The organism is Streptomyces sp. SolWspMP-5a-2, from assembly GCF_900091845.1.
Classification (GTDB): Bacteria; Actinomycetota; Actinomycetes; order Streptomycetales; family Streptomycetaceae; genus Streptomyces; species Streptomyces doudnae.
On the sequence record NZ_FMCI01000355.1, the window covers coordinates 38,978 to 44,977 of the forward strand.

Consider the following 6,000-nt stretch of genomic DNA (forward strand, 5'->3'; position numbering starts at 1 on the left):
AGATCACCCTCAGCTGAACACGAACGGGCCGGGCGACTGGGGCGCGCTCGGCGTGCAGGTGACGGTGACGCCGAAGATGACCATCTTCAGCGTGCCGCCGTACGCCTGCAGGCTGTCGCCGGACGCGACGGTCCCGTTGAGCGGACCGACGGTGACGGCGGAACCGGCGGCCATCGCCGGGTTGACCGTCCCGCTGAAGACCTTGGTGCCGGTGCCGTTGACGAACGTCAGCGTGGACGCGATGGAGTTCGCGGACAGCGCCAGCGGCGTGGTGATGGAGGAGGTGAGGGTGACGGTGGCGGAGGTTCCGCTCTGGGTGGCGGTGAGCGTGGCGGGCCCGCCGCCCCACGCACCGCAGTTCGCGGTGATCGTCGCCGACTGCGGGGTCACCGCGACGGCGGCCGGTGCGAGCACCAGCCCGGTCAGCCCGAGCGTCCCTGCCAGCAGGGCCGCACCTGTTCCTGTACGCATGCCTCTCATGGGTTTGCAGCTCCCTTCCCGGGGATCTGGATCGACGGACGGAGGCCTGAGGCAGGGTGGGTGCGGGCACGCTGCGCGGCTCGTGACCTGACGGTCCGTCACAACCTCTGGGTCATATTGATGCGCGGGGGGAAGGGCGCTGCAAGGGTGAATTCCGGACGACTGCTCAGTCGGCGGTGACGGTCCGCAGCACCGTCCCGTCCGGACCGGCCAGCAGCACCGGCGTACCGGCCCCGCCCAGGTCACGGACGGCGGCCAGGTCCTCGTCGGTCACCGTCCCGGCGAGCGTCACCACGGCCGCCGCCTCCAGCGAACCGGCGCCCGAGGCCACCGCCATCGCCACGGCGGTCCGCAGCGCGCTCAGCCGCAGCGAGTCCAGGGCGACGGTCCCGGCGACGTAGGTGCGGCCGGTGTCGTCCCGTACGGCGGCCCCCTCGGGCACACCGTTGCGGGCCCGCGCGGAGCGGGCCAGGGTGACGATCTTGCGGTCCTCGGGGTCGAGCGCGTTGCTGTCGGTCATGCCCCGAGCATACGAAAGGCCCGCTCGCGCGGGTCGGCTCAGGGCCGGTCGAGACGCAGCCGCTCCGCCCGCGGCAGCCCGGCGACCACCAGGTCCCAGGAGTCCTCGACCAGCTCCCGCACCTGCCGGTCCGCGAGCCCCCCGTCGACCGTGACGGTGTTCCAGTGCCGCTTGTTCATGTGCCAGCCGGGCACGATCAGCCCCGGATGCTCGGCGCGCAGCCGGATCGCGTCCTCGGGGTCGCACTTGAGGTTGACGGTCAGCGGGCGCGCGTCCAGCGCGGTGAGCGCGAACATCTTGCCGCGGACCTTGAAGACGGACAGCTCCGGGCCGAACGGGAACTCCTCCGTCGCCGCGGCGAACGACAGGCACAGCGCCCGCAGTCGGTCGGGGCTCACTCCGGCTTCTCCTCCTCGCCGTCCGGGGGCGCGGCGGGTCCGACGGGCTCCACGAGCACCGTGACGATCTTGTTGCGGCGACCGGCCGCGGCCTCCGCCGTCAGCCGCAGCTCACGGCCGTCGGGCAGCTCGACCACGCTGGACGCCGAGGCGATCGGCACCCGGCCGAGGGCCTTGGCGAGCAGTCCGCCGACGGTCTCCACGTCCTCGTCGTCGTACTCCTCCAGGCCGTACAGCTCGCCCAGGTCGGTGATGTCGAGGCGGGCGGTGACCCGGTAGCGGTCGTCGCCCAGCTCCTCCACCGGGGGCAGCTCCCGGTCGTACTCGTCGGTGATCTCGCCGACGATCTCCTCCAGGATGTCCTCGATGGTGACGATCCCGGCCGTGCCGCCGTACTCGTCGATGACGACGGCCACGTGGTTGCGGTCCTGCTGCATCTCGCGCAGCAGGTCACCGGCGTTCTTGGTGTCCGGCACGAAGGCCGCCGGGCGTATCGCGGTCGACACCAGGTCGCTCTCGGCGTCCCGGCTGATGTGCGTCTTGCGCGCCAGGTCCTTCAGGTAGACGATCCCGACGATGTCGTCCTCGTTCTCCCCGGTCACCGGGATGCGGGAGAAGCCGGAGCGCAGGGCGAGGGTGAGGGCCTGCCGGATGGTCTTGTACCGCTCGATGACGACGAGGTCGGTGCGCGGCACCATCACCTCCCGCACCAGGGTGTCGCCCAGCTCGAAGACGGAGTGCACCATGCGGCGCTCCTCGTCCTCGATCAGCGACTCCTTCTCGGCCAGGTCGACCATGGCCCGCAGTTCGGCCTCGGAGGCGAACGGGCCGCGTCTGAAGCCCTTTCCGGGGGTGAGGGCGTTGCCGATGAGGATCAGCAGGTTGGGGACGGGGCCCATGATCCGGGCCAGCGGCAGCAGCACGTAGGCCGCCGCCGTCGCCGTGTTGAGGGGGTGCTGGCGTCCGATGGTGCGCGGGGAGACCCCGACGGCCACGTACGACACCAGGACCATGACGCCGATCGCGACCAGGAGCGCCTCGGTGGTGCCGGGGAACTCCTGGAGGCAGGCGTAGGTCACCATGGCCGCCGCCGCCATCTCGCAGGCGACGCGCGCCAGCAGCGCCACGTTCAGGTAGCGGGTCGGGTCGGCCGCGATCCTGGCCAGCTTGGCGCCGCCGCGGCGGCCGGACCTGACGGCCTCCTCGGCCCGGAAGCTGGACACCCGGGCGATGCCTGCCTCCGCGCAGGCGGCCAGCCAGGCCACCACGACCAGGGCGATCGCGCCCGCGACGAGTTGCGGGCTCATGAGACGGTCGGGGCCGGGGACGGGCCCTCGAGGCCCTTCTCCGCGCGCCAGCCGTCCACGATGGCCGCCTGGAGGCCGAACATCTCGGCCTTCTCGTCGGGCTCCTCGTGGTCGTAGCCGAGCAGGTGCAGCACCCCGTGGACGGTGAGGAGCTGCAGCTCCTCGTCCATGGAGTGCTGGGTCTCGGCCTCGGCGCCCTGCCGGGCGGCCACCTCGGGACACAGGACGATGTCGCCGAGGAGTCCCTGCGGCGGCTCGTCGTCGTCCTTGGCCGGCGGACGCAGCTCGTCCATCGGGAAGGACATCACGTCGGTGGGGCCCGGCAGGTCCATCCACTGGATGTGCAGCTGCTCCATGGCGTCGTCGTCCACGACGATCACCGACAGCTCGGAGAGCGGGTGGATGCGCATCCGGGCCAGCGCGTAGCGGGCGATGTCGAGGATCGCCTGCTCGTCGACCTCGGTTCCGGACTCGTTGTTGACGTCGATCGACATGACGCGGTGCTTGTCTACTTCCCCTTGGGCCCGGACGTGGCCCGGCCGCCCTTGCGCGTGCCGTTCTCCGTACCGTGCGTGCTGTCGTACTTCTCGTACGCGTCGACGATACGGCCGACCAGCTTGTGCCGTACGACATCCTGCGACGACAGCCGTGAGAAGTGGACGTCGTCGAGCCCCTCCAGGATGTCCTGCACCTGCCGCAGACCGGACTTGGTGCCGCTGGGCAGGTCGACCTGCGTCACGTCACCGGTGATCACGATCTTCGACTCGAACCCGAGCCGGGTGAGGAACATCTTCATCTGCTCGGGGCTGGTGTTCTGCGCCTCGTCCAGGATGATGAACGCGTCGTTGAGCGTCCTTCCCCGCATGTAGGCCAGCGGCGCGACCTCGATGGTGCCCGCCGCCATCAGACGGGGGATGGAGTCCGGGTCGAGCATGTCGTGCAGGGCGTCGTAGAGCGGGCGCAGGTAGGGGTCGATCTTCTCGTAGAGGGTGCCCGGCAGGAAGCCGAGCCGCTCGCCCGCCTCGACCGCGGGGCGGGTCAGGATGATCCGGTTGACCTGCTTGGACTGGAGGGCCTGCACGGCCTTGGCCATGGCCAGGTAGGTCTTGCCGGTTCCGGCGGGGCCGATGCCGAAGACGATGGTGTGCCGGTCGATGGCGTCGACGTACCGCTTCTGGTTGAGCGTCTTGGGGCGGATGGTGCGCCCGCGGGAGGAGAGGATGTTCTGCGTGAGGACCTCGGCCGGGGTCTCCTGGCCGTCGCCCTCGCCGTTCCCGCCGGCTCTCAGCATGGCGATCGAGCGTTCCACCGCGTCCTCCGTCATCGGCTGCCCCGTGCGGAGCACCAGCATCATCTCGTCGAACAGGCGCTGGACGAGGGCGACTTCACCGGCGTCACCGACCGCGCTGATCTCATTGCCCCGGACGTGGATGTCGGCCGCCGGGAAGGCCTTCTCGATCACGCGCAGCAAGGAGTCGCCGGAACCCAGCACGGTCACCATCGGGTGCTGGGCGGGAACGGTGAACCGTGCGCGTGCCTGACCCCGCGCGGGGGTATGAGCTGTGGGTGTCTGAGTCATGGGCCGGCGCTTAAGGCCTTGCTCGTCCTCCTCGATACGGCACGCTCGCCACGGGGGCGGCCTGGTGATTCCCAGAGTACGCCGGGGCGCCGACAACGCCCCAGGGCTTTTCGAACGGACCGGCTCGGTGGGCGCGTGTGACGAAGGCGCCCTTATTGCCACGGTGAGCCCTGCATGCTCCCCCCGTCGGGGTGGGGAGAATCCGGCCGGTGCTGCCACATCTGTTCGGTCGCACCTCTGTGCAGTTGTTCGATGTCCGTCCGGAGGAAAGCAGGTAGGCCGTGCTTCTGCGTCTGCCCACGTCCATGTCCGAGGCACAGCAGTGCCTGGCCGAGGGAGCGATACCCGTCGGTGGTGCCACGCTGGTGTGGGCCGCCTGGCAACGCGACGGGTTCCCGGAGCAGGCGATGTCCCTGCGCGAGGTGCCGGAGGCGAACGTGCTGGGCACGGAGAAACTGGGGGCGGCGGTCCTGCTGTCGAAGGTGGACGGGCGGGTGCCCGAGGTGCTGCGCGGCGCGGCGTCCGGCGTCGGCACCGGGGCGGTGCGGCGCGCGGCGACGGTCGGCGGCAACATCGTCGGCAGCACCCTGCGCTGTCTGCTGCCCGCGGCCGTCGTGCTGGGCGCGCGGGCCCGGGTCCTGGACCCGGACGGCCCCTACGAGACCGACCTGCAGGAGCTGCTGGCCAAGCAGCCGCTGCTGCTGAGCCTGCACTGGCGCACCCCGGTGGCCAGCGGCTACCGCAAGCTGGCGGAGGAGCCGGGCGGGCCGCCGCCGTTCGTGATCGCCACCGCGGTGCACGCCGACTCGGGCCCGGCCCCCGAGCTGCGGGTCGCGGTGCGGGACGGCTACGAGGTGCTGAGCGAGCGGATGCCGTGCGGCGACGGCGCGGACGCGGTCCTCGACGCGCTGGCCGGGACGCCGATCGGCGCCCTGGACGCGGCCCGGGTCGCGGCGGTGCGGGAGCAGGTCGTGGCGGTGCTGGAGCGGGCCGCGGGGTAGCGCGGAACCGGCCGTCGGCGCGGCGGGGCGGCGGCGGGCACCGGGCGGTGTCCGCCGCCGTCGCGTCAGGCCGAGCGGCCGAAGCCGATCGTCGGGACGGCCCTGCGCAGCGGCCAGGGGCGGGCCGCCTCGTGCGGGAGCAGGGACTCCAGGAAGGCGTACCGGCGCAGCGGGGCGGGGTCCTGTCCCCTGACCGACTGGACCCGGCGCCACCAGGCGGCGATCTCGGACCAGCCGGGCGCGGAGAGGGAGCCGCCGAACTCCTGGACGGAGAGGGCCGCGGTGAGTCCGGCGAAGGCGAGCCGGTCGGCGAGCGGCCAGTCGGCGAGGGTGCCGGTGACGAACCCGGCCACGAAGACGTCGCCCGCGCCGGTCGGGTCGAGGGCCTCGACGGCGATGGCCGGGACCTCGGCGGACTCGCCGGTGCGCCGGTCGACGGCGTAGGCGCCCTCCGCGCCGAGGGTGACGACCGCGAGCGGGACGTGGGCGGTGAGGGCGTGCGCGGCGGCCCGGGGGCAGGTGGCGCCGGTGTAGCGCATCGCCTCCTCGGCGTTGGGCAGGAAGGCCTCGCAGTGGGCGAGGTCGGTGAGGCCCGCGAGGTCCCACGCCCCGGTGTCGTCCCAGCCGACGTCGGCGAAGACGCGGGTGCCGCGGCGGGCGGCCTCGGCGATCCAGGGGGCGCTGCGGCCCGGGGTGAGGGAGGCGACGGCGGCGC

8 protein-coding genes are annotated in these 6,000 nt (G+C 72.3%); 1 reads left to right on the forward strand and 7 read right to left on the reverse strand.

Annotated features, from left to right (window positions below):
* Nucleotides 1–9 precede the first annotated feature (9 nt).
* The 6 genes from GA0115242_RS35425 to GA0115242_RS35450 form a co-directional block, all read right to left on the reverse strand.
* Nucleotides 10–480, reverse strand: coding sequence for a hypothetical protein (locus GA0115242_RS35425; protein ID WP_093835758.1), 471 nt, complete (start codon nt 478–480; stop codon nt 10–12).
* Nucleotides 481–646: 166 nt separating this feature from the next.
* Nucleotides 647–1,000: a cytidine deaminase gene (locus GA0115242_RS35430; protein ID WP_093835759.1), complete on the reverse strand. Its 354-nt coding sequence runs from the start codon at nt 998–1,000 to the stop codon at nt 647–649.
* 38 nt (nt 1,001–1,038) lie between these two features.
* A complete protein-coding gene (locus GA0115242_RS35435; protein ID WP_093835760.1) occupies nt 1,039–1,398 on the reverse strand; it encodes an MmcQ/YjbR family DNA-binding protein in 360 nt (119 codons plus the stop codon).
* A complete protein-coding gene (locus GA0115242_RS35440) occupies nt 1,395–2,705 on the reverse strand; it encodes a hemolysin family protein (protein ID WP_093835761.1) in 1,311 nt (436 codons plus the stop codon). Before GA0115242_RS35440 ends, GA0115242_RS35435 begins: the two co-directional genes overlap by 4 nt.
* Nucleotides 2,702–3,199 carry an rRNA maturation RNase YbeY gene (gene ybeY / locus GA0115242_RS35445; RefSeq protein ID WP_093835762.1) on the reverse strand — a complete coding sequence of 166 codons (498 nt, stop codon included), beginning with the start codon at nt 3,197–3,199 and terminating at the stop codon, nt 2,702–2,704. The genes GA0115242_RS35440 and ybeY overlap by 4 nt, the downstream gene beginning before the upstream one ends.
* A 14-nt stretch (nt 3,200–3,213) precedes the next feature.
* Nucleotides 3,214–4,284: a PhoH family protein gene (locus GA0115242_RS35450; RefSeq protein ID WP_093835763.1), complete on the reverse strand. Its 1,071-nt coding sequence runs from the start codon at nt 4,282–4,284 to the stop codon at nt 3,214–3,216.
* A 281-nt stretch (nt 4,285–4,565) separates the two neighbouring features.
* Between GA0115242_RS35450 and GA0115242_RS35455 the strand changes: the two genes are divergently transcribed.
* The gene (locus GA0115242_RS35455; protein WP_093835764.1) at nt 4,566–5,285 is read left to right on the forward strand and encodes an FAD binding domain-containing protein; all 720 of its coding nucleotides are present in this window, start codon (nt 4,566–4,568) and stop codon (nt 5,283–5,285) included.
* A gap of 65 nt (nt 5,286–5,350) precedes the next feature.
* On the opposite strand, the gene GA0115242_RS35460 is transcribed toward GA0115242_RS35455, so the two are convergent.
* The coding region (locus GA0115242_RS35460) for a carbohydrate kinase family protein (protein ID WP_237549502.1) at nt 5,351–6,000 on the reverse strand (650 nt) is incomplete at its 5' end.

Excerpts from the sequence above, each read along its gene's own strand:
- GA0115242_RS35425 (WP_093835758.1), bottom strand. The coding sequence starts at position 480 with ATGAGAGGCATGCGTACAGGAACAGGTGCGGCCCTGCTGGCAGGGACG.
- GA0115242_RS35430 (WP_093835759.1), bottom strand. The coding sequence starts at position 1,000 with ATGACCGACAGCAACGCGCTCGACCCCGAGGACCGCAAGATCGTCACC.
- GA0115242_RS35440 (WP_093835761.1), bottom strand. The coding sequence starts at position 2,705 with ATGAGCCCGCAACTCGTCGCGGGCGCGATCGCCCTGGTCGTGGTGGCC.
- ybeY (WP_093835762.1), bottom strand. The coding sequence starts at position 3,199 with ATGTCGATCGACGTCAACAACGAGTCCGGAACCGAGGTCGACGAGCAG.
- GA0115242_RS35450 (WP_093835763.1), bottom strand. The coding sequence starts at position 4,284 with ATGACTCAGACACCCACAGCTCATACCCCCGCGCGGGGTCAGGCACGC.